The 26,631-nt window shown below is 37.8% G+C and carries 28 protein-coding genes and 1 pseudogene; 15 read left to right on the top strand and 14 right to left on the bottom strand.

Annotation, left to right across the window (positions count from 1 at the left end):
- Positions 1-297 precede the first annotated feature (297 nt).
- A complete protein-coding gene (locus FTT87_RS10650; protein ID WP_180043743.1) occupies positions 298-768 on the top strand; it encodes a hypothetical protein in 471 nt (156 codons plus the stop codon).
- A 70-nt stretch (positions 769-838) separates the two neighbouring features.
- Here the strand turns inward: FTT87_RS10650 and FTT87_RS10645 are convergent, their stop codons facing one another.
- Together FTT87_RS10645 and brnQ are read right to left on the bottom strand one after the other, a co-directional pair.
- On the bottom strand, positions 839-1,081 hold the full coding sequence (locus tag FTT87_RS10645; protein ID WP_086197385.1) for a hypothetical protein: 243 nt from the start codon (positions 1,079-1,081) through the stop codon (positions 839-841).
- 479 nt (positions 1,082-1,560) lie between these two features.
- Positions 1,561-2,853, bottom strand: coding sequence for a branched-chain amino acid transport system II carrier protein (brnQ, locus tag FTT87_RS10640; protein ID WP_180043741.1), 1,293 nt, complete (start codon positions 2,851-2,853; stop codon positions 1,561-1,563).
- Between the two features lie 358 nt (positions 2,854-3,211).
- Between brnQ and map the strand changes: the two genes are divergently transcribed.
- Positions 3,212-4,006, top strand: a complete 795-nt coding sequence (gene map / locus FTT87_RS10635) for a type I methionyl aminopeptidase (RefSeq protein ID WP_180043739.1) — start codon at positions 3,212-3,214, stop codon at positions 4,004-4,006.
- Positions 4,007-4,417: 411 nt separating this feature from the next.
- On the opposite strand, the gene FTT87_RS10630 is transcribed toward map, so the two are convergent.
- The 4 genes from FTT87_RS10630 to FTT87_RS10615 all read right to left on the bottom strand — a co-directional run bounded on the left by FTT87_RS10630 (position 4,418) and on the right by FTT87_RS10615 (position 7,626).
- Positions 4,418-5,317: a LysR substrate-binding domain-containing protein gene (locus tag FTT87_RS10630; protein WP_180043737.1), complete on the bottom strand. Its 900-nt coding sequence runs from the start codon at positions 5,315-5,317 to the stop codon at positions 4,418-4,420.
- Between the two features lie 96 nt (positions 5,318-5,413).
- Positions 5,414-6,118, bottom strand: a complete 705-nt coding sequence (locus FTT87_RS10625; RefSeq protein WP_180043735.1) for a Sir2 family NAD-dependent protein deacetylase — start codon at positions 6,116-6,118, stop codon at positions 5,414-5,416.
- Between the two features lie 26 nt (positions 6,119-6,144).
- Complete coding sequence (locus FTT87_RS10620; RefSeq protein ID WP_180043733.1) at positions 6,145-7,065, bottom strand: alpha/beta fold hydrolase; 921 nt, start codon at positions 7,063-7,065, stop codon at positions 6,145-6,147.
- 15 nt (positions 7,066-7,080) lie between these two features.
- Positions 7,081-7,626 (bottom strand): PadR family transcriptional regulator, encoded by a 546-nt coding sequence (locus FTT87_RS10615; RefSeq protein WP_092818157.1) that lies wholly within the window; start codon positions 7,624-7,626, stop codon positions 7,081-7,083.
- A gap of 135 nt (positions 7,627-7,761) precedes the next feature.
- On the opposite strand from FTT87_RS10615, the gene FTT87_RS10610 reads away from it, so the two are divergent.
- From FTT87_RS10610 to FTT87_RS10595, 4 genes are all read left to right on the top strand, one after another.
- Positions 7,762-9,786 (top strand): FAD-dependent oxidoreductase, encoded by a 2,025-nt coding sequence (locus FTT87_RS10610; protein WP_180043731.1) that lies wholly within the window; start codon positions 7,762-7,764, stop codon positions 9,784-9,786.
- A 217-nt stretch (positions 9,787-10,003) separates the two neighbouring features.
- Positions 10,004-10,414 (top strand): nuclear transport factor 2 family protein, encoded by a 411-nt coding sequence (locus FTT87_RS10605; protein ID WP_180043729.1) that lies wholly within the window; start codon positions 10,004-10,006, stop codon positions 10,412-10,414.
- Positions 10,415-10,497: 83 nt separating this feature from the next.
- Positions 10,498-11,586 carry a YheT family hydrolase gene (locus tag FTT87_RS10600; protein WP_180043727.1) on the top strand — a complete coding sequence of 363 codons (1,089 nt, stop codon included), beginning with the start codon at positions 10,498-10,500 and terminating at the stop codon, positions 11,584-11,586.
- A 261-nt stretch (positions 11,587-11,847) separates the two neighbouring features.
- Positions 11,848-12,084: a hypothetical protein gene (locus tag FTT87_RS10595; RefSeq protein ID WP_373423517.1), complete on the top strand. Its 237-nt coding sequence runs from the start codon at positions 11,848-11,850 to the stop codon at positions 12,082-12,084.
- A 670-nt stretch (positions 12,085-12,754) separates the two neighbouring features.
- Here FTT87_RS10595 and FTT87_RS10590 read toward each other — a convergent pair.
- The 3 genes from FTT87_RS10590 to FTT87_RS10580 all read right to left on the bottom strand — a co-directional run bounded on the left by FTT87_RS10590 (position 12,755) and on the right by FTT87_RS10580 (position 14,203).
- Positions 12,755-13,066 carry a hypothetical protein gene (locus tag FTT87_RS10590; RefSeq protein WP_180043725.1) on the bottom strand — a complete coding sequence of 104 codons (312 nt, stop codon included), beginning with the start codon at positions 13,064-13,066 and terminating at the stop codon, positions 12,755-12,757.
- 97 nt (positions 13,067-13,163) lie between these two features.
- Positions 13,164-13,520 carry a hypothetical protein gene (locus FTT87_RS10585; protein WP_180043722.1) on the bottom strand — a complete coding sequence of 119 codons (357 nt, stop codon included), beginning with the start codon at positions 13,518-13,520 and terminating at the stop codon, positions 13,164-13,166.
- A gap of 212 nt (positions 13,521-13,732) precedes the next feature.
- Positions 13,733-14,203, bottom strand: coding sequence for a CinA family protein (locus FTT87_RS10580; RefSeq protein ID WP_180174835.1), 471 nt, complete (start codon positions 14,201-14,203; stop codon positions 13,733-13,735).
- A gap of 252 nt (positions 14,204-14,455) precedes the next feature.
- On the opposite strand from FTT87_RS10580, the gene FTT87_RS10575 reads away from it, so the two are divergent.
- The 4 genes from FTT87_RS10575 to FTT87_RS10560 all read left to right on the top strand — a co-directional run bounded on the left by FTT87_RS10575 (position 14,456) and on the right by FTT87_RS10560 (position 19,197).
- The gene (locus FTT87_RS10575; RefSeq protein ID WP_180174834.1) at positions 14,456-15,871 is read left to right on the top strand and encodes an iron-containing redox enzyme family protein; all 1,416 of its coding nucleotides are present in this window, start codon (positions 14,456-14,458) and stop codon (positions 15,869-15,871) included.
- Between the two features lie 68 nt (positions 15,872-15,939).
- Positions 15,940-18,066: a catalase HPII gene (gene katE / locus FTT87_RS10570; RefSeq protein ID WP_180174833.1), complete on the top strand. Its 2,127-nt coding sequence runs from the start codon at positions 15,940-15,942 to the stop codon at positions 18,064-18,066.
- Between the two features lie 695 nt (positions 18,067-18,761).
- Entirely contained in the window at positions 18,762-18,902 is a 141-nt protein-coding gene (locus FTT87_RS10565) for a hypothetical protein (RefSeq protein ID WP_166169909.1), read from the top strand.
- Positions 18,903-18,975: 73 nt separating this feature from the next.
- Entirely contained in the window at positions 18,976-19,197 is a 222-nt protein-coding gene (locus FTT87_RS10560) for a hypothetical protein (RefSeq protein WP_086197372.1), read from the top strand.
- A gap of 460 nt (positions 19,198-19,657) precedes the next feature.
- On the opposite strand, the gene FTT87_RS10555 is transcribed toward FTT87_RS10560, so the two are convergent.
- The 4 genes and pseudogenes from FTT87_RS10555 to FTT87_RS10540 form a co-directional block, all read right to left on the bottom strand.
- The gene (locus tag FTT87_RS10555) at positions 19,658-19,891 is read right to left on the bottom strand and encodes a DUF2171 domain-containing protein (protein ID WP_086197370.1); all 234 of its coding nucleotides are present in this window, start codon (positions 19,889-19,891) and stop codon (positions 19,658-19,660) included.
- A 333-nt stretch (positions 19,892-20,224) separates the two neighbouring features.
- On the bottom strand, positions 20,225-20,851 hold the full coding sequence (locus FTT87_RS10550; protein ID WP_180044615.1) for an SOS response-associated peptidase family protein: 627 nt from the start codon (positions 20,849-20,851) through the stop codon (positions 20,225-20,227).
- A 203-nt stretch (positions 20,852-21,054) separates the two neighbouring features.
- A complete protein-coding gene (locus FTT87_RS10545) occupies positions 21,055-21,303 on the bottom strand; it encodes a hypothetical protein (RefSeq protein ID WP_180044614.1) in 249 nt (82 codons plus the stop codon).
- A gap of 358 nt (positions 21,304-21,661) precedes the next feature.
- Positions 21,662-22,294, bottom strand: a pseudogene (locus FTT87_RS10540) (SDR family oxidoreductase).
- 413 nt (positions 22,295-22,707) lie between these two features.
- On the opposite strand from FTT87_RS10540, the gene FTT87_RS10535 reads away from it, so the two are divergent.
- The 3 genes from FTT87_RS10535 (at position 22,708) to FTT87_RS10530 (ending at position 23,851) form a co-directional block, all read left to right on the top strand.
- Entirely contained in the window at positions 22,708-22,917 is a 210-nt protein-coding gene (locus FTT87_RS10535; RefSeq protein ID WP_180044162.1) for a hypothetical protein, read from the top strand.
- A 133-nt stretch (positions 22,918-23,050) separates the two neighbouring features.
- Positions 23,051-23,176, top strand: a complete 126-nt coding sequence (locus FTT87_RS16040; protein ID WP_240921614.1) for a hypothetical protein — start codon at positions 23,051-23,053, stop codon at positions 23,174-23,176.
- Between the two features lie 510 nt (positions 23,177-23,686).
- The gene (locus tag FTT87_RS10530; RefSeq protein WP_180044160.1) at positions 23,687-23,851 is read left to right on the top strand and encodes a hypothetical protein; all 165 of its coding nucleotides are present in this window, start codon (positions 23,687-23,689) and stop codon (positions 23,849-23,851) included.
- A gap of 99 nt (positions 23,852-23,950) precedes the next feature.
- Here FTT87_RS10530 and FTT87_RS10525 read toward each other — a convergent pair whose 3' ends face one another.
- On the bottom strand, positions 23,951-24,391 hold the full coding sequence (locus tag FTT87_RS10525; RefSeq protein WP_180044159.1) for an META domain-containing protein: 441 nt from the start codon (positions 24,389-24,391) through the stop codon (positions 23,951-23,953).
- A 389-nt stretch (positions 24,392-24,780) separates the two neighbouring features.
- Here FTT87_RS10525 and FTT87_RS10520 point away from each other — a divergent pair, with 389 nt between their 5' ends.
- The gene (locus FTT87_RS10520; protein ID WP_086197365.1) at positions 24,781-25,014 is read left to right on the top strand and encodes a hypothetical protein; all 234 of its coding nucleotides are present in this window, start codon (positions 24,781-24,783) and stop codon (positions 25,012-25,014) included.
- Between the two features lie 939 nt (positions 25,015-25,953).
- Positions 25,954-26,202, top strand: coding sequence for a hypothetical protein (locus FTT87_RS10515; RefSeq protein WP_180044157.1), 249 nt, complete (start codon positions 25,954-25,956; stop codon positions 26,200-26,202).
- Positions 26,203-26,631 lie beyond the last annotated feature (429 nt).

Below are 26,631 nucleotides of genomic sequence, written 5' to 3'. Positions count from 1 at the left end.
TCGTTTGAAGGATAAAAAAAGAATAGGGATTCAGCCTCAGGTTGAAACTTAATACGAGATCAAAGGGGTCAATTTTACTTTGCCATTTGTAAGGTAAAAGGGGTCAATTTTAGAATGCCGTTGACACTTAAGTGAATATCCATCTTTACAGGTAATTGTTAATGATTCAAAAGTGTTCATATGGAGAATATGGAATAAGTATATATGGTAACTACTGTAGCCAAGTTCTAAAAAGAAACTTGTATAATTCATGACTTTAAAGTCAAAATAACGATCTAAAAATAAGGATATAAATGCATGGAAGCGGAAAATTTAACACAGGCTGTAGCTTGGGCCGTGTTGTTTAGTGGTGTTTTTCTTTGGGTGGGTATGCTGACCGGGGTATGGAAATATTATCAGATTCATCATTCAGCACAGGCGCGGGCCCATTATTATGTTGATATTGCGCATAGAAGTAGCTTGCTCTATGCACCAGCCAGCCTGATTATTGCAATTCTAGCTTATTTTTCAGTTTGGAGTGATGGACTTAACTTTACTTTTGTATTGATCAATCTTTTCTTTTTTAGCTTTTCAATTTTAAGTTATGTGTTACATGGCTGGCTGAAAGATACGACCAATCAGTTTAAGCAACCTCATCAAATGGGACGTTGGCATTTGCCAAAATGGATACTAAGCAGTGCAATGATTTTTCTGATCATTGGAGAGTTGGTTGCTACAACAGGATTATTGCTTGGTACAATGATCGGCCTAGTGAAAGTTTTAACTTGATGATTGGTGATTTTGGTATAAGTTCTGGATGATTAATTATTATTAAGATGGGTGATAGTTCACCCATCTTTTATTCTGTAGAAGTATTTTGCTTCTGTTGACGGTATTTCTGATCGACCACAGCCCACACATAGAAAGCTACCGATACAATAAAAGCATACATAAAGAATTCAGGTTTTAAGTTGCCTTGAATTAAACCATGAATAATGAGTGTCACAATCAGAGCAACCGTAGTACTCAAGTAAGTGACCATATTCTTATTTGCTTTTAGAGCGTTAATGAAGATTTCTTTATTGAAATGTAATGATAACATCTCCACTCCTCCGGTTATATATTGACCTAAACCTAATTGTTTTAGTCAGATTAGTTTCTATTGTTGTACTTGGTATTTCGATTCATTTCAATAGTTGATGTCACTATTTTGTCATAAAAATATGTTAGACATAAGTTTATAGCCTGATTTTATTCAACATATAAATGCTGGATATTTCTTCTGAATATGCAATTATCCTCCTCATACATTCTTACTAGTTAAAAAGATGTCAAGATACTCAACAATAGTGAATATAAAAGAAGCAATATTGATGCCAGTCTAGAAGTGTATCAAGGTTTGGGACGGGATACGGCAGGATCAGTCTAATCGTGACTGATTGAATTTTATATGTTTAAGCAACCATGTTGGATTGATGAGGATGTAAACAATAAAACCCAGTTTGGGTAAAACATGATGTTTTATTGATCACGGTTAAAATCAGGTTTGGGTAAAACCAGATTTTAAGCACATCAACTCAGTTATTTTCTAACTTTATCGATGACGATAGCAATAATCAGCACAATAATAGATGGAATCAGCCATGCTAAATTTTGTGCATTTAACGGTAGATTTTGAATGAAACTAGGTAAGTAGGCTTCAAGTCCTGCAACTTTCAGGCCGTCAAAAATACCGAATAACAGGGCCACTGCAGTTACTGGTGCAACCACATAAGCAGGCCTGTTGAAAAATTTCCACAAGAAGCTCAGTAGAATCACTGCAATTGCTGGTGGATAAATGGCACTTAAAACAGGTACAGACACAGCAATCAGTTTGGTTAAACCGAGGTTTGAAATGATGAAAGCGAAACCAACCAGAACAAACACTAAAATTTTATAAGGAACTTTAGTCAGTTCAGAGAAGTATTCTGCACAAGCACAGGTTAAACCAATCGCTGTTACCATACAGGCCAGGAAAATCATGCCGGTCAAGAATACAGAACCAATATCACCAAAAGCATGCTGCACATAGGCATGCAGGATCACTGCACCATTTGCTGCATTTGGAGCGATTTCATGGCTGCCTAAACCGAGTTTAAACAGGCTTAAATAAACCAAGGTTAAACCTGCACCAGAAATCAGGCTGGCAATCACGGCATACTTGGTCACCAGTTTTTTATCTGTTACACCACGTGAATGAATTGCGTGAATAATAACAATACCAAATACCAATGCACCCAAAGTGTCCATAGTTAAGTAACCATTGACAAAACCTTCAGAAACTGGGGCAGTCGCATAGTTGTTAATTGCTGGTGAAATGAATCCAGCAGGAATGACAAATGCAGAGATACCTAATACTGCCAAAGAAATAATCTTTAAAGGTGCCAGGAAGTGGCCGACAGTATCGAGCAGTTTGTTGGGATATAAGGAAATAACAGTGACGACTGCAAAATAAATTGCACTATAAATCAGCAGACTGCTACTTGATGTACCAAAATAGGAAGAGAAACCGATTTCATAGGAAACTGTGGCTGTACGAGGTGTTGCAAATAGAGGACCAACAGCTAAGTAACATACAATGGTTAAAATCAGGCTGGCGATTTTACCCAGAGGTGAACTTAAATTCTGGATTGATCCTTCTACACGTGAAAGTGCCATAATGGTGATAACAGGCAGGCCAACTGCAGTAATAAGAAAACCTAAAGCAGCTAACCATACATGTTCACCCGCTTGTTGAGCGACAATTGGTGGAAAGATAATATTGCCCGCACCAATAAAAAGTGCAAAAGTCATAAAACCCAAGGCAATAATATCCCTTGTACGGAGATTCGTCATAAATGGGGAGAGGAATTAAAAAAAAAGCGATTTTAGAGGATATCCGAGCTTTTTTATAGTTGCTTTTATGCGACTTATAAATTTTAGTAATTTAATCCTCCACTAAAATGAGCAACTGGGAAAATTTAAGTCTATTTATATATTTGATTAATGGGTAAAAAATAAAAAAATATAAAATATTATTCTTTTTTAATTATTTAAGTAATTTTTTAATTTTCAGTTAGGGTTATTTAAATGTATATAAATTAATCACACAGTTGGCTAAAAAGGTTCAAAACTCCACTGTTTATCTACTCATATTAAACAAAATTAATGTAAAAGGACTATAATCATAAGCCTTATTCCTGAGGATGATGCAATGAAAGCTTCCACTATTACCATTAAAACTGAGCAAGATTTAGAGAAACTCCGTATTTCCGGACGTTTGGCTGCTCAGGTTTTGGAGATGATAGGGAAGTATGTCAAGCCTGGAGTAAGTACGGAATATCTGGATGATATCTGTAATGATTTTATTGTGAATACCTTAAAAGTGATTCCGGCCAATGTAGGTTATTATGGCTACACCAAAACCACCTGTATCTCTCCAAATGAAGTGGTGTGTCACGGTATCCCATCGCCAAACACCATTTTGCAGGATGGCGACATTATCAATATTGATGTGGCAATCATTAAAGATGGGTATTTTGGCGATACCAGCCGGATGTATTATGTCGGAAATGTAAAACCGGAAGCGAAAAAACTGGTTGAAACCACCTATGAAGCCATGGTAGCCGGCATTCATGCGGTGAAACCGGGCGCAACTTTAGGCGATATCGGTTTTGCCATTCAATCGGTGGCTCATCGTGAAGGTTATAGCATTGTCCGTGAGTACTGCGGTCATGGCATTGGCAAGGTCTATCATGAACAGCCGAATGTGCTGCATTATGGGCAGCCTGGTCAAGGTCTGATCCTTAAAAAGGGCATGGTTTTTACCATTGAACCGATGGTCAATGCAGGCAAGGCGCGTGTCAAAGAGCTTAAAGATGGTTGGACCGTAGTGACTGCTGACCGTTCATTAACCGCCCAATGGGAACACATGGTTGCTGTAACAGATACCGGTTTTGAGCTTTTATCTCCTTGGCCAGAAGGTACCGGTTCATATCCTGAAATTTAAACGAGAAAGATAAAATGAAATAGATTGTTTATACTTTGGTATAGAATTGTTGGTTTTATGTTCAAATTAAGTTTTAAAATCTATTAATTTTAATTTAAGTTGTTGATTTATATAATAAAATTATTTTTATTATTATTTTGTAATATATTTTATATATTAGATTTGTATATTTTTTCTTTGTATTATACAACTATAGATTCTAGCTGTAGTTTCTTATTTTTCCTTATTTAAAGTTTATAAGCTTATCCACCTCGGATAAGCTTTTTTTTGCCTAAAATTTTGTATTACTCAAGTGAATTTTACTTTTTTGTGATCAGTCTAGCCGTTTGTAGGGTGCAAGCAACAACTCAGAGGCATCGTCCGCTGGCTTGAAGATAAACCTGATTGTTTTTCCAAGCAGAGGCATAAGTATTAATACTTGCTGAGCTGTTCCACCAAATAGTCGATAAAGACACGGACCGCGGGGAGCAAGCCACGGCGTGAAGGATAGACTGCATGGAAAATACCATGCGGTGCTTTCCAGTCCGGCAGTACACGCACCAGTTCACCACTTTGAACATAGTCCTGAACAATGCTGTCAGGCAATAGCACAATGCCGCAATTTTGTCGTGCCAGTTGTGCCAGCATCATCAGGTCAGACCCCATCACCACGGGATTGACCTTGATTTTCTTCTGCTGTTTTTTATTATCGTGTACAACAATATACTGGTCTAAATGCTCATCCGACATGCTGAGAATCTGATGATCGCTTAAATCTTCCGGCTGTTTTAAGTCACCAAATTCATTCAGGTAGGCCTGGCTGGCAAACAGGTGCTGTTCGATATTTTCAAATTTGCGTAAAACCAGATTCGGGTCATCATCCAGATTGGAACGTACCCGGAGTGCCACATCAATGCCTTCATTGATAATATCGACACGGCGGTTACTGACAATGAGCTGTACCTTAATTTCAGGATAGGTTTTCAGGAATTTCGGTAAAATCTTGGCAATTTCATTTTGCGCAATTGAAACAGGCAGGCTGACCTTAATCACACCGCGTGGCTGAATGCTGAGATGGTCGACCAGATCGTGGGCCGCTTGTGCAGCATTCATCATGACTTGGGCATGGCGGTAAATATTCATGCCAATGTCGGTTACGGCAAAATGGCGGGAACTGCGCTGGATCAGCCGCACACCTAAATGTTCTTCCAGATTGTAAACGCGGCGGCTTAATTTTGATTTTGGAATATCGGTTGCGCGTTCTGCTGCACTAAACCCTCCATGTTCCACCACTAAGGCAAAGCAATAAAAATCATCAAGATCGGTCAGCATTTAAGAATTCCATTTATGCAACAATAAGCAGATTAAAAAATTATTGTTGCATTATGTCAATGGCTGCTGTGTCGTTTTGCTATTGAACAGAACAGTTTAGTGCTGTTGTCCTAACCATTCTTTTAGATGTTGCATGCCTTGAGTAGCAGTCATCACAATTTTCTGGAATTGTGGCGGGAGCCGCTGCCGGTCCGCCTTGGGGTCAATATAGTAAGCGCTACAATGCGCTGGAATTTCATAAATTAAACCTGCTACGGGATAAACCTGCAGGCTGGTGCCAATCACGATAAAAATATCCGCATCCTGTACGCAGTCTTGTGCATCGGCATAAGCAGGCACAGCCTCGCCAAACCACACCACATGTGGACGTAAAGGATAGCCATCCTTGCTGAAGTGTTTACTCAAATCCAGCTCAGAGCCTTCGACCGGATAGAATTCAGTGCTGTACTCAGCGTTTGGACCGGAGCTTTTCGCCAGCCGGATATTGCCATGCAGATGAATGACCTGGCTGCTTCCAGCGCGTTCATGCAGGTCGTCAATGTTTTGGGTAATGACATGCACATCAAAAAACTCTTCAAGTTCGGCAATCAGCAGATGGGCTGCATTGGGCTTGGCAGAGAGAATATTTTTGCGCCGTTGGTTATAGAAACGCTGGACCAGTTCCGGATCACGTTTCCAGGCTTCAGGTGTGGCGACGTCTTCGATTCGGTACTGCTCCCATAAGCCATCACTGTCCCGAAAAGTGTTGATGCCACTTTCGGCACTCATGCCAGCACCGGAAAAGACCACCAGTTTTTTCATTTTGGCTGCTGACTTGATTCAGCTGTTTAAGGTTGATGAGCTGCATTGGCTTTCAAGAATGCGCTCATTTCTCGAGCAAACTTTAGCGGTTCGCTAAGCAAGGGGGTATGTCCAGATTTTTCAAAACGGACTTGTTTGGCATGGGCAATGCTCTGTGCAATCAAGGTTTGACCTTTCACCGGATAAAGCCTAGATTGTGTGCCACTGAGAAAAGTTACCGGACATTGCAGCTTTTGCAGGGCTTCGCGGTAATCTTCCTGATGGTACAGATAGTTGTTGATATACCAGGCCATATAGTCGACCCGGTGAGAGGGCAGTAATAAGCTTTGCAATCGCGACTGGTTGAGTACCCATTCAAAGGCTTTTAAACTGTATCTATTGCTATTTTGCAGGCCAATAAACTCTAGCCAGAGCTTGGCAAGCTGTCCGCGGGCTTGGCTATTCAGGTCTTTTATATATTGAATGTCTTGATGCTGAGCCAGCAACTGCGACAGCTCGGTCAGAATAGAAATAAACAGCTGATGCTGTGGACCAAATAAGCCATAATCCCAGCTATCATCTACCGAAATTTTAGGGGTCTGGTCAATATGTAAATAGGCTGCGATCTGTTCGGAAAAGTTGCCATATTGCATGCCATGCATGGCCGTGGTTGCACCCATGGAATAGGCGATCACTACAAGATCATTTAAATGAAGCTGTTCAATCAGGCTGTCAATATCACGCCAGTGACTGGAAATCGCATCCAGTTCGGGAATGGCACACCCTTGTGAACCTCCAAAACCGCGCCAGTCCGGAATAATAAAGCGATGCGTTTTAGCATGCCGGTAAAGAAACGGAAGCCATTGCCAGCTTTGCATCCCCAGACCTGACAGGACCAAGACCGGTTGTCCTTGTCCAAACTCGCGGACAAACAGTTGTTCATTATCGGGCATCAGGTAATGTGGCATGCGTGTGTCCTTTTTTTAGTTCTTATGTTCAAATGCTTTTAACTGTGGAATCATGGTTTCTAGCCACTTGATCCAGCCCATTTCCAGGTCAATCCCCAGTTGCAGAATCATTTTATGAATAAACAGGGTCCGGTCCTGATCCTGTGCATGGGCAAAATCTTTGGCAAAAATCGTTTGGTAAATTTTCAAATTTTGTTGATGCAAGATCAGGTGCCTTTCCAGTTCAGGCAACACCGTATTGCCACCGAGTTGAGCTTCTGCACGCAAACGCACCATTAAGTCGTCACGCAATTGCGCAGGTGGACTTTGTTTGAGCATCCAGTCGGCCAGTTCGGCGCGCCCCAATGCTTCAACCTGATAGGTCTTTTTGCGGGTATTGGAACTGTGATCTTCAAGCGTGGAGATCCAGTTCTTTTGTTGCATGGCGCTGAGTTCACGGTAAATCTGCTGATGGGTCGCATTCCAGAAAAATCCCATGGAGCGGTCAAAGCGACGAGCCAAATCAATACCGGTACTGGGTTTTTCAATCAGGCTGGTCAATAAAACATGGGCTAAGGACATAAACGGCTCAGTCAATAAATCTTTACAGCTTCATTATGCAACATGTTGCATAAAAAACAAATCTGGAATATAAGTTATGCAACAAGTTGTATTAAAAGATATTTGCCAGCTGAGAAAGCACGCCAAGGAGATTGTATGTCTAATTACCCGCATTTATTAGCGCCTTTAGATTTAGGCTTTACCACACTTAAAAACCGCGTTCTGATGGGATCCATGCATGTCGGTCTGGAAGAGGCTCCACGTGGTTATGAGCGTATGGCGGCATTTTATGCAGAACGTGCACAAGGGGGTGTCGGGCTGATTGTGACGGGCGGGATTGCACCGAATGATGCAGGCCTGACTTTCGCGGGCGGAGCGAAATTAGACTCTATACAAGAAGCGGAAAAACATAAGGTGATTACCCAGGCGGTGCATGATGCCGGGGGTAAAATTGCCATGCAGATTTTACATACCGGACGTTATTCCTATCAGGCCGACCTGGTTGCACCATCTGCGATTCAGGCACCGATCAACCCGACTAAACCGCATGCCTTAACCAGCGCAGAAGTACAACAAACCATTGCTGACTTTGCCCACTGTGCAAAACTGGCACAGTACGCAGGTTACGACGGCGTAGAAATTATGGGTTCGGAAGGCTATCTGATTAATGAGTTTATTGCGGCACGGACCAACCATCGTGATGATGAATGGGGCGGCAGCTATGAAAACCGTATCCGTTTCCCGATTGAAATCGTACGCCGTACCCGTGAAGCAGTAGGTGAAAACTTTATCATCATCTACCGCTTATCCATGCTGGACCTGGTCGAGGGCGGATCTACTTTTGAAGAAGTGGTGCAACTGGCCAAGGAAATTGAAAAAGCCGGTGCCACCATTATCAATACCGGGATTGGCTGGCATGAAGCGCGCATTCCGACCATTGCCACCAAGGTCCCGCGAGCAGCATTTACCTGGGTCACAGAAAAACTCAAAGGATTGGTCAAGGTTCCTCTTATTACTTCAAACCGTATCAATACCCCGGAAATGGCAGAACATGTGTTGGCTTCGGGTCATGCCGACATGATTTCCATGGCGCGTCCCATGCTTGCCGATGCCTTCTTTGTGCAAAAAGCAGAACAGGGCCGCAGTGATGAAATCAATACCTGTATTGGCTGTAACCAGGCCTGTCTGGACCATATTTTCTCGATGAAAATTGCATCTTGTCTGGTCAATCCACGTGCCTGTTATGAAACGGAGCTGATTTTTAAGGAAACGACTCAGACTAAAAATATTGCAGTGATTGGCGCAGGACCAGCGGGTTTAAGTTTTGCCACTTATGCCGCTGAACGAGGACATCAGGTCACTATTTTCGAAGCAGCCAATCAAATTGGCGGTCAGTTCAATATTGCCAAGACCATTCCAGGCAAAGAAGAATTTTATGAAACCTTGCGTTACTTCAAACGTAAAATTGAATTACAGCCTAATATTAAACTGCTTTTAAATCATCCTGCGACCTATGAAGCATTAAGCCAGTCCGACTTTGACGAGATTGTGGTAGCGACAGGTGTCACTCCGCGTCATTTAGAGATTGAAGGGATTAATCATCCTAAAGTATTGAGCTATATCGAAGTATTAAAAGAACGTAAGCCAGTCGGTCAACGTGTCGCGATTATTGGGGCTGGCGGTATCGGCTTTGATACCGCAGAATATTTAACCCATGAAGGCGATAGCGCCAGCCTGAATCCGGAAAAATTCTATAATGAATGGGGTATTGATACGCGTTATGAAAATGTTGGTGGATTGAAGAACGCACAAGTAGAACAGTCCAATCGTGAAATTTATTTATTGCAACGTAAGGCAAGTTCAGTGGGTGCGGGCCTGGGTAAAACCACCGGCTGGATTCACCGTACTGGCTTGAAACACCGTGCAGTGAAAATGCTGGCAGGAGTCAGCTATGAAAAGATTGATGATCAGGGCTTGCATATTGTAGTGAATGGTCAGCCGACCGTTTTAGAAGTCGACAATATCGTGATTTGTGCCGGTCAGGAACCTTTCACCGCGATGTTCGATCAACTGAAAGCGGATGGTAAAAATGTGCATTTGATTGGTGGAGCCAAAGAAGCGGGTGAACTGGATGCCAAGCGTGCCATCCGTCAAGGGGCTGACTTAGCGGCTGTGATTTAAAAATATTGAAACCTACTTTTACAATTTTTGTTTACAAATCAGGATTTCTGGTGAAGTAGACAAATAGATATGTAATTTTTCCCTCTCCTTTATTAAAGGAGAGGGTTAGGGAGAGGATTTAATTATTTAATATTAAATAGATGAATCTCCCTAAATCTCCCTTTTTCAAAGGGGGACTCTTTTTATTTAAAATATAAAACAAAAAAAGGAAGCTAAAATGACAATCGAAACCACAAAACAGGCAATTGCGCGCTGGCATGAAATGCTGCAAACAGGCGACATGTCTATTCTGAATGAATTACTGGCTGAAGATGTGGTGTTTCGTTCACCGGTAGCATACAACCCTTATCCGGGCAAACAGGTGGTCTTTTTTATTCTGAGTAATGTGATCCAGATCTTTGAAAACTTTAGCTACCACCGCGAATTCTATACCGAAGATGGAATGAATGTGGTGCTGGAGTTTTCCGCCAATGTGGGTGAAAAAAAACTCAAGGGCATTGACATGATTCAGTTTAATGAACAAGGTCAAATTATTGATTTTGAAGTAATGCTGCGTCCGAAGAGTGGTCTGGAAGCATTGGCGGCACAGATGGGGCAGCGTATGGCTGCTTTTATGCCTAAAGCATAAAGCGTATAGTAAAGGTATGAACTGTTAATGGAATGACATGTACTAAGTATTTTGCGTTACATCATTTTTGAGGTAAACCGAATATGAAGTTTGTGGTCAATAAAATCGGTCAGTTGGTGCAAGAAATTGTCGATCAGATTACGGGTGCGGCATTGCCTACCCTGTACTATGATCCACAAGGTGAAGCAGGGCAAGTGCTTGAAGTTTTGCCCCAACTTAAACAGAAATACCGTCCAACGCCGTGGCTGTCAAATACACATCTGCATTTGATCTATTTTGATTTAATTAAAAAAAAAGCGGTGCAACTCCAATATGAGGTTATTGAACAGTTAAACATGTCTGATGGAGGGATTACGGCTATTGCTTGGTATGGACTTCATGTTGCTGAAGATACCCCAACTATTGTGTTGATGCCTACCTTGATGGGTACACCGGAAAGTATGGCCGAGCTGGTGCGTGACTTGCATCGACATACCGGATGGCGTGTAGCCTTATGTTTGCGCCGTGGCCATGCCAATTTACCTCTGCCTGTTCCAAAAATTTCCATGTTTGGTTCGACTGATGATTTACGTGAACAGATTCAATATATTGAAAGCAAATTTCCAGATTCGAGTCTCTATGCGGTTGGTTCATCTGCGGGCACAGGACTATTGGTCCGCTATTTAGGAGAACAAGGCGAGCAAACACCGTTTAAGGCAGCATTTGCCTTGTGTCCAGGGTATGACACTGAACTGGGTTTTCAAAATGTACATCCTTTCTATAGTAAAGTGATGACGAAAAAGCTATTTGAATCCTTTATTCATCCTTATAGCGAAACATGGCAACAAACCGCCTCCTTGCCCAAAGTGCTTGCTGCCAGGAATTTATTGGAGTTTCAATCTTATTATTTTGAACTGGCAGGCTATAGCAGCTTTGAAGACTATAATCAGGCCACCAATCCGATTCATGTATTTGAAAATGTCAAAATTCCGTTGATGATTTTAAATGCGGAAGATGATCCTGTGTGTCATATCCGGAATCTGGAGCCTTATAAGGAAACCCTTCAGAAGATGCCAAATATTGTGGTTGTGACCACTAAAAAGGGCAGCCACTGTATTTTTTATGAGGGCCTTAAACAGCCTGAATCTTGGGCAGCACGTTTGATTGCAGATTATTTGCGGGTATACCAGTAAAGTAATTTTCTACATGTAAGGATCGATAGGGTAAAAACCTGAAATCTTTTAATACAATTGTAATTTGTAACACTGATATATTAATGAGACTTAAATCAGTATTTCTGTTATAATAGCTTCAACAATAAAACTGACATGAAAATGTTCTCGTTCAAAATTGGTATACGAGAAATCTCCTCTCATTCGAGTGATCCCAAGTTAAGGTTGTTATTTTGAAATGCCAATGGTGGCTTTTCTATCGGTATTAAAAAATTGGTGTAAATGTTGAATAAAACTGAAAATTTAGTTGCAAAATCGGTAAATGGTCGTGAAATTGTTGTGTCGTTAATTCCTTTTAAAAAAATGCAAAATACCCGTGATGGGTTTACATGGGTTGAAGTAGGCAAAAAAGTCTTGCTTGAATCCGGTATTGAAATTGATTTGAATCTTGATGGCCGCAGTTTCTATACGGGTGTAAATGAAATGTTCCGGCTTAATGCGCATGTAAATGCGGTGTAAGGGTTAGAGCAATACGAAAACCGTCTTTAAGGCGGTTTTTTAATGCTTGAAAATTTTACTTAAGCGTGTCTGTTGAACAAGTTAGGAAATATTTTCTCTATGGATCTCTAGACAGCAGTCAGTGAAGAAGAGAGCAAGTCGACAAATTGTAAAAAAAATTGAATCTGAGTCCATGGAACCCCCTAAAAATAGGTAGTAAAAATTAACAGGAAAGTTCAATCATATATTATGACCTGAATATTTAAATGTAAGTAAAAAGTTAAAGACTTAAGATTTAAATTGTTGAAAAATAAATAAATATTAAAATAAAGGAAATGTTTTAAAAACAAGCGACATATTTTGCAATGAATTGTTGTATTTGTAATGAGAGAAAGTGTAGATTTTAAAATGTGATATTTATATGTTTAGTATTTTTTGATACATTTATGTCAATAATTGTTATTGTCTGACAAAAAATATCTGTGTATAAAGAGAGTTCCACAATAAGGAAGTGAGAGTGGGTTATGAAAACAATAGAACTCCTTGTAACTTCATCATCTGCACTGATGCTGATGTTTGTGATTTATGCATTTGGGCAAATGTTTAATTAATCAGAAAAAGATATTTCATAAAAAAGCACCCGAGGGTGCTTTTTTCGTGAGTAGGATTTTAAATGAAAATTTTCATTTCTTTATATTCTGTCCCATGCATCTTTTACAGCATGTTTCGCTTGTTGCCACTTTAAGCGAGAGTTCGCCTTAAACTGTTCCCATTTGCTTTCAAGATCATTTTCCGAGTCTTCAAAACGGGTATTTTCGCCGTATTCAGAACGTGAATTTCTTCCAAATTTATAAGCAGAGGATAAATCCTTGTCATAATCAATATCGGGAATATCACGCTGTAAATCTTGATAATAAGGTCGACTGGTATAATTTTCACGCCAATACCGATCAGACTCATTATTTGACGTACGGTTTTGATTTTCTAAAGTGGGATCCGTCATTTTGTGTAGCTCCTAATTTTCGGAATCAATAGAATAGCCAAGCAATGAAATACGATTTCACAGTTTAAAATGTGAAATTCAATGTTCAATCAATGCATTATTGCTGTTGATTATTTTGGTCATTCTGATTTTGTCGAAAATCTTGCTGTTGACCAGTTTGCTGACGTTGCTGATCATTTTGCTGCTGTTGTTGCGGGTTACCTTGTTGCTGACCAGTTTGCTGGCGCTGTGGGTCATTTTGCTGTTGATTAGGTTGTTGTTGCTGACCAGACTGTTGACGTTGCTGGTCATTTTGTTGCTGCTGACCCGGCTGTTGATGTTGCTGATCATTTTGTTGCTGTTGTTGAGGCATATTGCCTTGCTGTTGGCCAGGCTGTTGACGTTGTTGGTCGTTCTGTTGCTGCTGTTGGCGTTGTTGATCATTTTGTTGTTGGGGTTGATTTTGATTAGTCATCTCTACACCTCATATATAATATATATTTTTAATAAAATCTGTTTAACCAGATACAATTATTATTAGCATGAATATTTCATTAAAAAATAAAATGGATGTTACATAATGTTTTAAATGTAATTATAATAATTACATCATATATTATATCTATGAAATATATCGGTTATTAGGTGTATTGATATTTACAAATTTAAATTTTAATTATTATTTTATTAAATTTTTTTAATAATTTTAATGAGGCTTTTACATATTTGTTGAATCAGTTTATTTAATTTTTCTGTTTTCTTTCCTTTACACAAACATCGGTAATTATATATTTTGTTTTTGTATAAAATTGAATAAAAAAAAGTTCCCTCAGGTTGTTCTGAAGTTTCAGAACCGCCAGGTTTGAGTAATCCTGTACATCCTACATAAATATCTGAGGTAAACATATTCTTTGCTTTTTTTACCAATTCTTCAGTAATTTCAATAGATTCAGGTGTATATTTTGCTATCAGTTTTGGAGAGATTTTCAGTATTTTTTCTTTAACTTTCAGGTCATAACACACTAAACCTCCAATTAGAATTTTGCCAGAGAATGGAGTCAGGGAAAATAGGTAAGCTAAATAACCTGCGGAAGCGCTTTTAATGAAAGTCACTTTTAATTTTTCTTTAGCCAATAATTCACAACATTGAGTCATCATATTTTTTTCGCTTTATTTTAATTTCCTATTCATATTCTAAAAAATAAATAAAATATAAACAATAAAATATTTTTTAAAAGGTGACTGGTTTCTCATTTTTTTGGGAGCATGAATATTTTAAATATTTGATATATAAAACCTGATTATTTTTTGATTCAACATAAATTAAACGAATAATAACAATTATAGGCTTTTTCCATGAAACCCAAGTGAATTAAGTTTATATGCTAATTACCGCTTGGAGAATAAAAAATGCCAGTAGCAGTAAAAAAGCAATTACTAGAATGGGTTGATAAAAATCATCAAAATTATTTTGATTTGGTTACTTTTTTTCTCAATGGTGAGGTTTCTATTCAAGAAAAGGAAAGAAAAGCTTCATATTTTTTAAAAAAAGAAATCCAAAGCTTAACTTATAACTCCATCGATTTTCCCCCTGATATCAGTAAAATCCAGGACTGGATTCTAGAAAATAATAAGTTTCAATGTGCTGAATATCAGGCTTATTTAGAAAAAAGAAATAGGGGGGCAGGGCGAGAATATTTTAAAAATGTGGGTCAGGCATTCGAATTTCTGATTAAGGTTGCGCCGGTAAAGCGGGTAGACGGTTCATGGTTGTTTAGTATTGTCCATTACTGGAATGATCCAGTGTTCAGAGACTTAATCCAGATTTATCTGGAAGAACTCGGTTTGGGACTCGCCACATCTAATCATGTATGCTTATTTGATGATCTTATCTTAAATTTGGGGCTGGAACATTTTGTACTGGATCTGGAAGATGAATATTATCATCAACCTGCCATTCAACTCGCGCTGGCTTATGCACCCCCCGAGTTCATTCCGGAAATCATCGGTTTTAATCTGGCCTATGAGCAACTTCCGTTACATCTGCTGATCACCAACTATGAGCTACAAGAATTAGGAATAGATTCAAAATATTTCAATCTGCATATCACCATCGACAATATTGATAATGGTCATGCACATTTATCCATTAAAGCTTTTGAAAAAATATATAGTAAATTCAATGATAAAAAGTCTTTTATAGAGAAAATGAAGATTGGCTTCGCTTTGAACGATAAAGGCTTGTCCTCCAGGCAAATTATTAAAAATCTCAATTTAGACGCCTTGGTAATTAAAATTTTAAAACGAAAAGCCTTGATCGGTAATGTCATTCACAATGACAAATGCAAGTTTAATAACAAAACGATTAATTCGTGGCTTGCATCACCAGACTCGGTAGAAGAGTTTGTTGAGGTACTCATTGATAAAAAATGGATCAAGCTGGGTTACGATCCTGAAGAAAGCCGCTTCTGGAAGCTGATTAATCAGGAAGAAGGGAAAATGTTTGGCGTATTTACTGCTACTGAAAAGCAGATCATTTATGACTGGATTGCAGGTGAATCTGCTCAATATGCCAATTTGAACGCTCGAAGAATCAAATTGGAACATAAAGATAAAAATAATTATATGTTCAGTTTTTTATCCGATGGGGAGCTTGAAGATATTCAGCATCAGATTTATGAAACTGGCAACCTTGCTATGAAGATCAATAAACTGCTGCCTTATTTAGCTCCTCATGCCCATCATCGTGAAACAGGACTCTGGTGTACCCAACGTTTGGTCGACTTCCTGTTTCCCTTTTTAAGCAATCAGAAATTCACCAATTGATGTCAGCCATAACATCCACGCATTCACGTTATCGAACCCATGTTTATATAATAGAAAAGAGGCGCAAGATGAATCATAAAGCCAAGCAAAGTGAAGTAGCAGGCACTTGTACTGTAGACAAAAAAAATGAAAGTGCAAAAACACAGCAGTTAGATGCTTCACGCAGTGATGCTACAGATCATGCACTGACCACCAATCAAGGCGTAAAGATTGCAGATAATCAAAACAGTTTAAAGGCAGGTGTAAGAGGTTCGACCTTACTGGAAGATTTTATCCTAAGGGAAAAAATCACCCATTTTGATCATGAGCGCATTCCTGAGCGGATTGTGCATGCACGTGGTGTAGGGGCACATGGATATTTCCAGGCTTATCCGGGCAATGAACAATATACCAAAGCGGGCTTTTTGACAGACTCCAGCATACAGACGCCCATTTTTGTGCGTTTTTCTACGGTACAAGGACCCCGCGGTTCTGCCGATACCGTACGGGATATTCGCGGTTTTGCCATCAAGTTTTACACTCAGGAAGGCAATTACGATTTGGTCGGCAATAATGTTCCGGTTTTCTTTGTGCAGGATGGCATTAAGTTTCCGGACTTTGTACATGCCGTAAAGCCTGAACCACATACGGAAATACCAACCGGAGGATCAGCCCATGATACTTTCTGGGATTTTGTCTCCCTGGTACCGGAGTCTGCTCATACCGTGATGTGGGCAATGTCGGATCGAGCCATTCCCCGTAATTTACGTTCGATTCAAGGTTTTGGCGTCCATACCTTCCGTATGATCAATGCCGACGGAAAAGCCATATTTGTCAAATTTCACTGGACACCGAAACAAGGTTTAAGTCAGCTGGTTTGGGATGAGGCACAAAAACTGGCAGGTAAAGACCCGGATTTTCACCGTCGGGATTTATATGAAGCGATTGAGTCGGGGAATTATCCGGAATGGGAGCTCGGTATTCAGATTGTCGCTGAAGAAGATGAAATGAAGTTTGATTTCGATTTACTCGATCCGACAAAAATCATTCCCGAGGAATTGGTTCCGGTCACGCCAATTGGTAAGTTTGTTCTTAATCGGAATGTTGATAATTTCTTTGCAGAAATTGAACAGGTGGCATTTTGCCCGGCCCATATTGTACCGGGTATAGATTTCACCAATGATCCTTTGTTACAAGCACGTTTATTTTCTTATACAGATACTCAGTTGAGCCGCTTGGGTGGCCCAAACTTTCATCAGTTGCCCATTAATAAACCGGTTTGTCCTTTTCATAACAACCAGCGTGATGCCATGCATCAAACTTATGTTCATCGCGGTCAGGCCTCTTATCAACCGAATTCGATTGATAACAACTGGCCAGTCGAAACACCACCCGCTGCACAGGATGGCGGTTTTGAGAGTTATCAGGAAAGAATTGATGATAAAAAAATTCGCCAGCGCAGTGAGTCTTTTTCAGACCATTTTTCTCTAGCGCGACTGTATTACCAGAGCTTGGCACCGCATGAACAAAAACATGTGGTGGATGCCTATACTTTCGAATTAAGTAAGGTACAACGCCCGCATATCCGTCAACGTGAAGTGCAAGAAATATTGGCCAATATAGATCTGGATCTGGCCCAACAGGTCGGTAAAAATTTGGGTATAGAGGTCACAGCTGCACAAAATCCGGCAAAAGCGTCATCAGTCGAAAAATCGGCACGTCTTTCCATGACAGCATTTGTTCCTGACGATATCAAAGCTAAAAAAATAGCCGTGCTGGTACATGATGGAGTGAGCCAAGCGAATATCGATGCGATTCAGCAATGGGCTATGGCTGAAAAAGCAGTTGCTCATATATTGACGCCAACGCCGGGCCCTGTGATGAATCAACAGCAGTCTGCAGTTGTATCGGATGGTATGCAAAAAGCAGAGCCTTCGATTGCTTATGATGCTGTGGTGATTGTGGATGGTGATAATTACCAGCAAGCGTTAAAAGACGGCGTGACAAAACATTATCTTTTGGAAGCCTACAAGCACCTGAAGCCGATTGTATTGTTAGGAGATAAGCAAGAACTTTTGCATGAGCTTAAATTACCCCATGATGATGGAACGCTAAGTACAGATAATTTTTCCTCTGTACAGGAACAGTTTAAAACCCTGATTCGTTATCATCGGGTCTGGTCACGCGAAGCGATTGCCGACGCCGTTCCAGCTTAAATTTCGATATTTTCGCGACTATTTCTTAAAAACACCCATCTTCATGATGGGTGTTTTTCGAATGAATAATGTTAATTTTCTAAAATGCACTTGCAAGTTGGTGTAGCTATTGTTGAGTTGCACATACGATTTGAGGCTAAGCACTTAAATTATCGTTCGATTTAAATTTCGATAGCTTATTGATGAGTTGAATCAGAAGACTGACTTTTAATATATATTAGACTTCTTTCATAAGTCCTTTTTACTTCTGTCTATGAGATAAAAATAAAGAAGCTAGCAATAATTATGAAGAAGTCTATTGTATTAAAAATCATAAGCTTTACTTTGGAGCCATTTGATAAATATGGGAGATTTATTTATATGTATTATTTATGTATTCATGTTATTTTAAATTTTGTGAAATAAGTATTATTTTAAGATGATGATAAATTATCATAATTAACATATGTATAAGAATTATCATTATTTTTTTATTTAAAAAGTTCTATTAATAATTTATTTATTTGCTGTGTTTAATATTGTTTCAGTAAGAATATTGAGTTCTACAGTTATATTTTTATTGCAATATTATATTTTGATACATCATGATTGTTTTTGTTCGGTTAACTTGAGTATATGATTAATATTGTCATTAATAATCAGGCTATTGGTTGTCATTAAGTAATGGTAATAAAAATAGCATAAGGAATAGTGTTATGTCTAAGTCTCAACCTCAAAATCAAACAGATATGAATCAAAGGAATCAACCGATTAAACAGCCACATCATTTACCACAGCAAGACCATAAACATAATCAGCAAAAAGAGTCTGGGAAACAGTCTCAAAATGAAAAATAAAGCAGGATTGAATAGGGTGGTCAGTAGGAAGTTTGAAGGGGGAAAGCCCCTTTAAGCAGGACAGGAGTTAAGTATGAATATCAGACCTGTAAAAGCCCATAAAATGAATGAGGATTTTGATACAACACCCACCGTAATTTATACCGGTGAATATGATGAAGAAAATCATTTGCTCAATGTATATGACTCATCACAAGAACAATTAACAAAGATTATGGGCACTAATCAATGGATTTTGAACTCTACGGGAGAGGTATTCTTTATTGAAGAGGATGTACCTTATTTTGCTAATTAACAAGGTCAGGTAAAATGAATAATACAGTAACCACATATCCACAGAAACTCGTTACATTTTATAAACTTGATAGCCCGGACATTCAGCGAGGCGTATGGGCGAATTATGACAAGAATGGGAATTTTCTCAATCTGACCAATTATTATGGTCATAGATTAGACCTGATTGGGCCGGATCGGGTACGTATAGAGGGGGAGGTTTGGGTATGTAAAGAGAATTTCAAATAAATAGAGGTTTATGCTTTGATAAAATCTGCATTTAAAGATAAAAATATAGAAAGATTAATTTAATTAAAATAAAGTCATCAGAAAAAATTAAAATGAAAAGTCTTTAATATTTCAAGCTTTGATATAATGCGAATGGAATTTTAAGCTCAGGTTTGAGTTAGTACATTTAAGGCTATTAAGCTTAAATAAGCCCTCCAAGCGAAGAAAGGGCTTATATCAATGTTGTAATATGCTTAAGCAGCCACCCAATGACTTTTAACTTCTTCAGCATCTACATTCAGCATTACTTGATTTTCTTTAATTTCACTTACCCATGAAAGTGGAATAAGATGATGACTACCTTCTTCATTTCTTGTTAACTTAATTTGATCTGTACCTTGAAGATGATCTACTGTTCCTACTGTTTGACCATCTGAAGCAATTACCTCTGCATGTTTGCTAATGTCATTTGCATTGATCGTAGCCATTTCATAGCTCTCCTTATAGTGCTCATTTTGTATCCCCTAATTTAAGACATTCTCCGATATTGCGCGCCCTATATATGCAAAAGGGAACAAATCTTTAAGCAACTTTACCTTAGTGTATAAATATCATGCTTTAGAAAGTAAATTTTGCGTCTAATTAAAATGTGTAGCTCAATTTAATATTTAATAATCTATGTTCTTTATAATTTTAAGTTTATAGAAATGACGATCAAGAAAAAAATTAAATCCAATAGCTTGGATTTTTATCATTTTCGATTAGCATTTAAAATGATTGCAAGGATGAGTGACAGATAAGATAAATAGTGGATATTAACGTCATGTCGTTGCTGCACGATTTTTGGGAACAGCAAGATATTCATCCTGCATTTCGAAGAAGAACTGGTTTGCTTCATCATATTTGCAATTTAACCAGTCCATTCTCGCATTTTCAGGAATAACAATGACCGAACGCTTTTCATCTTTTGGCGTGTGAAATTGCCGCATAAAGGGATGATGGTCAGCATTGATGGTGAGCAGGCTCATGGAACGAACATGCTTGTTTTCAATCACGGCATTTTCATAAATGGCGGCAAGGGTAAAAGGGAGTTCATCTTTTCGAAAAATGGCGTACCAGTGCGGTTTGCCATCTATATATTGGGGTTCATAAATGGCTTCGACAGGCACAAGGGCAAACTGATTTTTATGCCAGGCGTGGCGAAAACTGGGCTTATTAGACACGGTTTCAGTTCTGGCATTATAGGTGTGACGACCATATTTTAATTCTTTTGCCCAAGAAGGAATCAGACCAAACTTGGCAAGGTCCCATTCTGGCTGGTCTGCACCATGGATTAAAATCGGGGCATCATATAAGAGATAAATATGATCAGGATATTGGAACTGTGGTTCGGAAAGACCGAGAAGAAATGCTCTATTTCTTTTAATTGCTTCAAAATTTGCGCACATGGAACAATCCCTAATTTTTATTTATCCTCAATTACAGCAAAAAAAGTGGGCTGGCATCATGAATCTTACAAATTTAGCACTATTCGTACTCAAACCAATAATAAGCAGTTGATGGCGATTTTAGCTGCTGGGCTGTCTTGTAAGGCATACCCAGCTCACTAAATAAAATTGTCGGGCTGGTAATAGATTTGAGTTAAATTAAGTTAATCATATTCATATCTATACAAGTTTATTTCCTCCAGGATAAAAGACTCTCCGTAATGGGTAGTTAGAAAAACTTCTGCTTCAGTTTGGGTTATAAAAATTTTGGCTACATTTTTATCGGTCGTCCAGTACCATGGGCTGGCTAAGGCTAAATCCAGGTCGGACATTTGCCAATTATGGCAGTCATCAAATTGATCTCGATAAGCGAGAAAGCTTTGATTCTTTTTTATGCAATAGAGTGTCATCACTATTCACCCCTGTGACGGGTAAACTAAGATTTTAACGGTGTTGATTCATTTGAACCTTTAAAAATTGTGAATAATGTCAGCATATATTTTATAAACTAAGAATAATCATGCTGTTAGAGTGTTTTTGTAATTACACCATCCGATAAGCGGTAAAATTGCTGGCTTATAGGCAGATCAATCAAATAGGCATGATGAGTTCCTCTCTAAATTTACTGCTTTATTCATTTAAGCAAAGAAAAAATTAATGATGGGTAATAATATGTCAATGTTTGGTGCGGGATTTGATTCATCATGATTCAAATTATTTTCACAGGCACTCAAGCTTTAAATAAAATTTCAACTGGTGATTTTAAATACTTTAACCATTAATAATTGTGCCTCCATTCACATGAATGACTTGTCCGGATATATAACTTGCTTCATCCGAGGCAAGAAACAAGTATGCAGGCGCCACTTCACTGGGTTGTCCCATTCTTCCCATCGGCGTTTTTTTACCAAAATCTTTTAACTGTTCTGCATCAAAATTACTCGGAATTAATGGAGTCCAGATAGGGCCAGGCGCTACTGCATTCACTTGAATCCCGGTCTTATTTTTCAATAAATTTGTAGATAAACTCCGGGTGAATGAGGTAATTGAACCTTTGGTACTTGCATAATCTATGAGTAGATCATGGCCATGATAACTGGCGATACTGCTGGTATTGATAATTGAATCACCTGGTTTCATATAGGGAATCACCATTTGGGTCAGATAAAACATAGCCAGTATATTGATTTCAAAGGTTTTAAAAAGTTACTCGATATTGATATCGGTAATGTATTTTTGTGGGTAGTGAATGCTGGCATTGTTGATTAAAATATTGATGGCTTGGAATTTTTGAAGGGTTCTTTCAACTAGCTTGCTTATTCCATCGTGATGTTGCAAATCGTATTTCAACGCTAGGGCAGCGGCGGCCTTCTTTTTCCACCATTTTTCTGGTTTCTTCGGCATCTTCATCTTATCACCACCAGTGATCAAGGCAATCTTGTCTTTTAATTTATTGCTTCCCTGATAGTTGGGTTTGATGACTTCGAGTTGTGGATGCATTTGAGATTGAATACCCGGTTGATGGGTTTGGACTTCTATTGATGGACTTTTGGGATATTTATTCATATTTTGCTTCACTATTCTTTAAATGCTTAAAACATATTAGAAGCTTTAAAAAATAAATTTAGTGAGGCAAACATTAAATAACAGAATGTATGAAAAAGTTATCAAAGATTCATTTATATATTTCTTTTTATTTTTTCAGTTTTATAAACCAAAAAGCTAAACCAGTTTACATTCAAACTAACAAATTAATTCACAGCTTAAGCTCTAATTTCTTATGATAGAGATCAAAATATACATGAAGATAAATCCTTATGATCAAAATTAGAAACCCTAATTCAGGCGAAGAGCGAATGATTAACAAGGTTTTAGGCGATGAAGTCACTCTGGTTCAGGCGCAAGATCACGCTGGTTATTATGATATGGATAATCATCAGTTTATTCCTAAGCTCAATGAAAATGATGAGGTGATAGGTTTCATTGAAACAGCAGAAAATTCTGTCTTATGGAAAATTGTGACCTGAATTTTATGGTTTATAAAAGCTGTAAATAAAAAATTGAATAAATAAGCTGTTTTTACATTTATGCTGCAAAAACTGAACCGTGTAAGTAAGTATCTCTTCTATTCTTAATTTTTAAAAGATTTAAGGATCGACCATGAAAAAACTTGCATTTGTAGGATTGCTGATGATGCTGGGCCTAAGTGCATGTCAAAAACAGGATAGTGATACTTCACAGCAAGATAAAACCACCACTCCTCATTCCATGGATAAAGATCAGTAAAATCAAAATTGCTGAATTATTTTATTATTTTGGTCTGAATTTTTTATCTTACTGTTTGAAAGTGATGCTGTTTATACCCATATTATTAAGTATAAATACTTTTCCTAAGCCGGTAGGTGAGGTGAAAAATATGCTTAATATATTTCGTAAACTGTTTTGTATTCATGTTTATGAGTTCAATTGGGATCATAAGCATGGGTACGTCCAGGAATGTCGCAAATGTGGTAAAAATGACTAAGCCATTTTATCGATTAAATAAAACTATAACGACATTTCCGAAGGGTTTATGCTGCTTCAATTTTATTTGAAGGGGATGGATTTGGTCTCAGATAAAAGGGTCACATAATAAAAATGTTAAGAGCGATAAAAAGGCTTTATTGCGGATCAATCATATAGATGCATCAAAATTACATTGAATGAAATTGATACAAAGTTAAGATTGGATAAAAAATATTAAATAGTAGATTAACTCATGTATAGATTCTAAATAGATAGAGGAAGGAAATTAAAATGGCTAATCAACACCCCCTACAAATGAGCCAACATAATCAAGAGCATGATCGTGATAAACACAAGCAGCAACAAGAGAATCAACAAGGTCATCAGCAAAATCAACATTCGAATGTACAGCAGCAACCTAATCAACACAATAATCCGCAAAAACAACATAAATAACATGTTGTTTTGTATTTAAATTAAATGTGTTTTGAATGATTCAGGTGATATGAGTAATCCATACAAGCCCTCTCATGAGGGCTAAATGATCTCTATGTTCTATTTAAGATTGTTAAATTTAAGCACCATGCGATGATTGTTATCGAATAACTTTAATTCACTATCGGTTGCATCATAGCTGGCCACTTGGCTTAAGGCTTGGGAAAATTTTTGCGGTAAATCGGTAGGATTTAAACAGGCTTTTTCGGTAGTGACTAAATTGGAAAATTTAATCTGGGTGCCTTTTACTGCATAACCGCCCATAAATTGGTTACAGCCATCACTACCGCTGAGGTGGCTATGACCAAAGCTAAGTATTGGAACTGCAGATAAAGTAGGTGAGGCTTTATAACTAACCTGATTAATTTCGGTCATCACCCAATTTTTGTTTTGCAATTTTGCTAAATTTTTTTCCGTAGAAGAGTTAAGCATTGAGGGTATACAGCCGACTAACACCACAGAGGCAGCGATGCTACTTGCTATCATCATTTTATTTAACATTTGCTTTCTCCCATTGATTTCCCTTAAAGGCAATTGTGAGGCAAATAACACATAATAATTTTATAAAACTTTTCTCAATTCATTTGATTATTAACGAATAATCCACATAAATCGATCAAAAAATGAACATGGGTTGTGTCAAATGGGCAGCATCAATTTTTTTCTTATCATGATTATTTTATTTCAGTGCAATTGATCTTGATCATGGACATATTAACGCTATGTTATACATGGTCTAAATGTAAGTCATGGACTGGATTGATAAAGAAGCTCATAGAAAAGTGGATTTTTTTCTTTTTGATAAAATTTCGATCAATTCATTTTATAGGTGATTCAGTTTGAAATTTTAGTATGTCAGAATGTATCCTCCAAACAGAGGGTAAATACAGATGTCTGATATAGAACTAAAAAAATTAGATGAATTGCTTGAAGCAGCTGCCAAAAAAGGCAAAAAAGTTGAGAAAATCTTGCTAGGATATAAAGCTTATGTTTGCTTAATGGGGGATACATCATTTCATGATGAGGTGATGAATTCAGCTATAAATCCGAACAAACGTAAATATAAAAAGCATAAAATTAAGGTTACCCAAGATGAGTACCAGTTTGAGTTAAAATATGTATAGCTCATAATTTTAGAAAACAGGCCTATAGAAATATGGGCTTTTTATTTCCTGAAAAAAGCAAGTTTTCATGCTAGTCGTCCGCTTAGATACCTCACATTAAGCAGGCTTTTTCATATTGTATAAATCATTAATTAAGACTTGTTAATAATGTGATTTAATTATCATTATTTTATTTTTTGGTATGTTTTGCCACTGAAAAATATTTGAATAGTGTACAAAATAACCATCAGAAACTGCTGTAGTTTCTGAATGACCTCCCAAGGTCCTTAGTTTATAAGCCCACATCGTCTTTCCATGAGTGGGCTTTTTTTTGTATAGGGAAAAGCTGTATACTTTATTTAATTCCACTTCATACTGGTACTGTGTAGACATAGGTTGTGAGTGGTGTTTAGGGAATTCAGTTAAAAAAATGGTGGGATATGATTAAGAAAATTATTAAATCTATTTTTTGCAAGCATGGTTACAAACTGATTCGAACTATTCATGGTGATCAGATTAATCACTTAAATGCTCGTAGTGAGTGGCAATGTGACAAGTGTAAATGGATCACATATGGTCGATATTTAGATCGAATTAAATAAATCCTGTTTCACCATAATTAAAATATCCTAAGATACATCCATAGGTGATGGGACAATATTGTTGAGAGTAATAATATGCTCAAATTCCTAATGGCACGACAGAAATCGATTACACAATTGATGATGAAGAAATCAAAGTGTGTCGGGATTGTTTGAAAGACGTGAAATAGTTTATCTATGACTGTTTCTATTCAGATTTAGGGGGGGAATTTAATGTCACGTGATAAATACGATAATTTGTTAAAGTTTCTTAAATGAATAAAAAGCCAAAGAATTAAATTTAAGAGCTCATCGAAAGGTGTGATTTTTATTTGTCACACTCATTTGCTATTCTTTAGAAAAATACCGAGCTGGTGTTATGAGTAGTGTATTAACTAAAGATGAATTACAGTTATTCTTGGCAATGGTGATGCGAGAGAATGAAGAATTAAAGGAAGAAAACCGAAAGTTATTGTTAATTGTTGCTGATTCTACTGAGCAAATAAAGAAAGCTACTTATATCACTGAAGAGTATCAGCGGATGTTTAATGAGATTACTGAAGCGCTTAGGACTCGTTATGCTGCAGAGTTTACAGTTGTTGAAGATATTCCAAAACACCTAAGTTAGTTCACATAGCAACCAAAGCTCTGGTATAGATCAGGCTTTTAGTGGATAAGTAACATAGAATTAACTTAATAATTCTACAACTCAACAATTTATCTATATTTTCTATACCTTATGATCAAATTTTCAGTGCTATTTTAATTTTGCAACCACAAGAAAATGAAGAAAATAACTGTAGCGCAGGCCCGCTTATTTGAAGGAGTAAGTGGGTTTTTAATTGTGAGGAGAAAAATCATGCTTAAGTTTCTGTATTGTTTACTTGGACTACATGGTGCGACAGAAATCGATTACACGATTGATGATGAAGAAATCCAGCTGTGTCGGGATTGTTTAAGGGAAAAATAGTTCTCCATTGCCGGATGGATGTATTACGGTATATAAGACCCCGCTCAATATGCATTATTGGCGGGGGTTTTCTTTTTTAAATTTATT

This window comes from Acinetobacter sp. YH01022, from assembly GCF_013420235.1.
In the GTDB taxonomy this organism is placed as follows: Bacteria; Pseudomonadota; Gammaproteobacteria; order Pseudomonadales; family Moraxellaceae; genus Acinetobacter.
Note: the sequence above shows the minus strand (reverse complement) of the source record. Positions and strands in the feature narration are given on the sequence as shown.

What these genes read in the sequence shown, in the direction of transcription:
- FTT87_RS10650 (WP_180043743.1), top strand. Translation starts at nt 298, where the DNA reads ATGGAAGCGGAAAATTTAACACAGGCTGTAGCTTGGGCCGTGTTGTTT.
- FTT87_RS10645 (WP_086197385.1), bottom strand. Translation starts at nt 1,081, where the DNA reads ATGTTATCATTACATTTCAATAAAGAAATCTTCATTAACGCTCTAAAA.
- brnQ (WP_180043741.1), bottom strand. Translation starts at nt 2,853, where the DNA reads ATGACGAATCTCCGTACAAGGGATATTATTGCCTTGGGTTTTATGACT.
- map (WP_180043739.1), top strand. Translation starts at nt 3,212, where the DNA reads ATGAAAGCTTCCACTATTACCATTAAAACTGAGCAAGATTTAGAGAAA.
- FTT87_RS10630 (WP_180043737.1), bottom strand. Translation starts at nt 5,317, where the DNA reads ATGCTGACCGATCTTGATGATTTTTATTGCTTTGCCTTAGTGGTGGAA.
- FTT87_RS10625 (WP_180043735.1), bottom strand. Translation starts at nt 6,118, where the DNA reads ATGAAAAAACTGGTGGTCTTTTCCGGTGCTGGCATGAGTGCCGAAAGT.
- FTT87_RS10620 (WP_180043733.1), bottom strand. Translation starts at nt 7,065, where the DNA reads ATGCCACATTACCTGATGCCCGATAATGAACAACTGTTTGTCCGCGAG.
- FTT87_RS10615 (WP_092818157.1), bottom strand. Translation starts at nt 7,626, where the DNA reads ATGTCCTTAGCCCATGTTTTATTGACCAGCCTGATTGAAAAACCCAGT.
- FTT87_RS10610 (WP_180043731.1), top strand. Translation starts at nt 7,762, where the DNA reads ATGTCTAATTACCCGCATTTATTAGCGCCTTTAGATTTAGGCTTTACC.
- FTT87_RS10605 (WP_180043729.1), top strand. Translation starts at nt 10,004, where the DNA reads ATGACAATCGAAACCACAAAACAGGCAATTGCGCGCTGGCATGAAATG.
- FTT87_RS10600 (WP_180043727.1), top strand. Translation starts at nt 10,498, where the DNA reads ATGAAGTTTGTGGTCAATAAAATCGGTCAGTTGGTGCAAGAAATTGTC.
- FTT87_RS10595 (WP_373423517.1), top strand. Translation starts at nt 11,848, where the DNA reads ATGTTGAATAAAACTGAAAATTTAGTTGCAAAATCGGTAAATGGTCGT.
- FTT87_RS10590 (WP_180043725.1), bottom strand. Translation starts at nt 13,066, where the DNA reads ATGACGGATCCCACTTTAGAAAATCAAAACCGTACGTCAAATAATGAG.
- FTT87_RS10585 (WP_180043722.1), bottom strand. Translation starts at nt 13,520, where the DNA reads ATGACTAATCAAAATCAACCCCAACAACAAAATGATCAACAACGCCAA.
- FTT87_RS10580 (WP_180174835.1), bottom strand. Translation starts at nt 14,203, where the DNA reads ATGATGACTCAATGTTGTGAATTATTGGCTAAAGAAAAATTAAAAGTG.
- FTT87_RS10575 (WP_180174834.1), top strand. Translation starts at nt 14,456, where the DNA reads ATGCCAGTAGCAGTAAAAAAGCAATTACTAGAATGGGTTGATAAAAAT.
- katE (WP_180174833.1), top strand. Translation starts at nt 15,940, where the DNA reads ATGAATCATAAAGCCAAGCAAAGTGAAGTAGCAGGCACTTGTACTGTA.
- FTT87_RS10565 (WP_166169909.1), top strand. Translation starts at nt 18,762, where the DNA reads ATGTCTAAGTCTCAACCTCAAAATCAAACAGATATGAATCAAAGGAAT.
- FTT87_RS10560 (WP_086197372.1), top strand. Translation starts at nt 18,976, where the DNA reads ATGAATATCAGACCTGTAAAAGCCCATAAAATGAATGAGGATTTTGAT.
- FTT87_RS10555 (WP_086197370.1), bottom strand. Translation starts at nt 19,891, where the DNA reads ATGGCTACGATCAATGCAAATGACATTAGCAAACATGCAGAGGTAATT.
- FTT87_RS10550 (WP_180044615.1), bottom strand. Translation starts at nt 20,851, where the DNA reads ATGTGCGCAAATTTTGAAGCAATTAAAAGAAATAGAGCATTTCTTCTC.
- FTT87_RS10535 (WP_180044162.1), top strand. Translation starts at nt 22,708, where the DNA reads ATGATCAAAATTAGAAACCCTAATTCAGGCGAAGAGCGAATGATTAAC.
- FTT87_RS16040 (WP_240921614.1), top strand. Translation starts at nt 23,051, where the DNA reads ATGAAAAAACTTGCATTTGTAGGATTGCTGATGATGCTGGGCCTAAGT.
- FTT87_RS10530 (WP_180044160.1), top strand. Translation starts at nt 23,687, where the DNA reads ATGGCTAATCAACACCCCCTACAAATGAGCCAACATAATCAAGAGCAT.
- FTT87_RS10525 (WP_180044159.1), bottom strand. Translation starts at nt 24,391, where the DNA reads ATGTTAAATAAAATGATGATAGCAAGTAGCATCGCTGCCTCTGTGGTG.
- FTT87_RS10520 (WP_086197365.1), top strand. Translation starts at nt 24,781, where the DNA reads ATGTCTGATATAGAACTAAAAAAATTAGATGAATTGCTTGAAGCAGCT.
- FTT87_RS10515 (WP_180044157.1), top strand. Translation starts at nt 25,954, where the DNA reads ATGAGTAGTGTATTAACTAAAGATGAATTACAGTTATTCTTGGCAATG.